Annotated in this window: 1 protein-coding gene; it reads left to right on the top strand. The window is 38.4% G+C overall.

Features of this window, described 5'->3' with window-relative positions:
- Positions 1–210: 210 nt before the first annotated feature.
- Positions 211–1,723, top strand: a 1,513-nt coding sequence (locus tag PVV69_RS09780) for an autotransporter outer membrane beta-barrel domain-containing protein (protein ID WP_273757346.1), incomplete at its 3' end; no start/stop codon positions are given.

Genomic DNA, 1,723 nt, shown 5'->3' with positions numbered 1-1,723 from the left:
AGCAAGCTTTTCTGCAAACCACGTGTAGTGACCTGTATTGTTATCTTAAAAGTTTTTCTAACGTTCATGATTAAGCGGATAGAGAGCACACATAACACTTCGTTTTGTTCTTTACATAAAAAACATAATGATATAAGAACCGCCTAGGTACTTGCGCCATCAGGGGAAGGAAGTAAGCATCAAAGACATACCAATACTAAAGGCATATCTATGTGTAAGAAATCTATTTATAAGAAAAACTTTTTGTTATGTACAATTGCTGGAACTTTCATTTTTTCTCATTTAACTCCAACTTATGCAAATACACAAACTCCTATAATGGTTATGGCTCGTGCAGATAAGGCAGGAGAAGAAAAAACCTTTAATGATGTTTTTGTCCGTGGTAGATTTACTGCAGTGGTCGCTGATGAGAAAGCCTTTATTACCATTAAAAAATCAATAGTGCAGTCCGATAGTACCTTGCTTTCTGCATCAACAGGTGGACGCATTCACGCTGAGAAAATCGTAGGAAAAGCAGGAACGCGTGGTTTAGAGATTGCGAATGGTACAATCCATGTTGAAGATTCAGTTATCACCGTGCCTGGACACCATAAAAGCTATGGTATCCGCTTTGATCATATTCCAGATTCTTATGTGAAAAAAGGTGAAAACGTTGTCAATAGGGCAATACTTACCAATACAAAACTTCTTATGACAGATGGTATTGGTATCGCTGGTCCCTACTCCTCAAAAGCTATTGCTGAAGTTTATCTTAAAAATTCAGAAATTCATTCTGATATGTTATTAAAAAATAAGAGTATACGAGAAGATAAGAATCCTAAAACTCTCACATTAACTGCTGATGCTTCAGTTATAGAAGGGAAAGTCACAACCTTTCCCCAAAATACAACAATTTTTACTTTGACCAATAGGAGTAAATGGTTCCCAAAAGTTAGTCAGTTCGAGGTAGAAGATAGGAAAGATAATGGTGAACCTGTTTCATATAAACTCCTTGACATTAAGCAACGAGCTCAATCTGTCGTTTCAGTGTTAAATCTTAACAATAGCTCTATCGTGTTTAATGTGCCGCATGCTCTAGCAAAGGGGCAGTATCAAACCTTACATGTAGGAAAATATCCACAAACTGAAAGACCTACATCGCAAGAAGAGATAATTCCTGCAACAACGAGCGTTTATAATGCAACAGGCCATGCCAATATTTATTTCAATATCGAATGGAGTGACGGTCTACCAAAAGAAAAACAAAAAGCTGACCGTCTTCTCGTCCATGGTAATGTGTCAGGCACCACAACAATCCATGTCAAAAATCTTACCGAAGGTCAGCCATTAAAAACCGAAGATTCCATTCCTTTAAATGAACGTGGTCTCTCACTTGTTCAGGTTTCTGGAAAAGCAGATGAAAATGCCTTCAAACTGGCAAATGGCTACACCACAATGAATAAATTGCCATATAAATATGTCCTCAATAGCTATGGAACAACATCAAGCCGTGGCCAAGCAGCAAGCACGCAAAGCCATTTAGGAGACGTGTCTCAAGAATCAGAAGAAAACGCTGCAAACAACAAAACAAAACATGTTGTATTAGGGGGAGTGATTGTGGAAATTGAACGCAGTATGCAAAATGAGGAAACATCAAGCCATGGCAAAGCAGCAAGCGCACAAAGCCCCTTGAGAGAGAATAAAGATTTCTGGGATTTCCGCCTGCAAAGAGCAACTCTTGATG

The sequence above is a fragment of the Bartonella sp. MM73XJBT genome (assembly GCF_028618465.1).
Classification (GTDB): Bacteria; Pseudomonadota; Alphaproteobacteria; order Rhizobiales; family Rhizobiaceae; genus Bartonella.
This window is presented reverse-complemented; position numbering and strand designations above follow the sequence as displayed.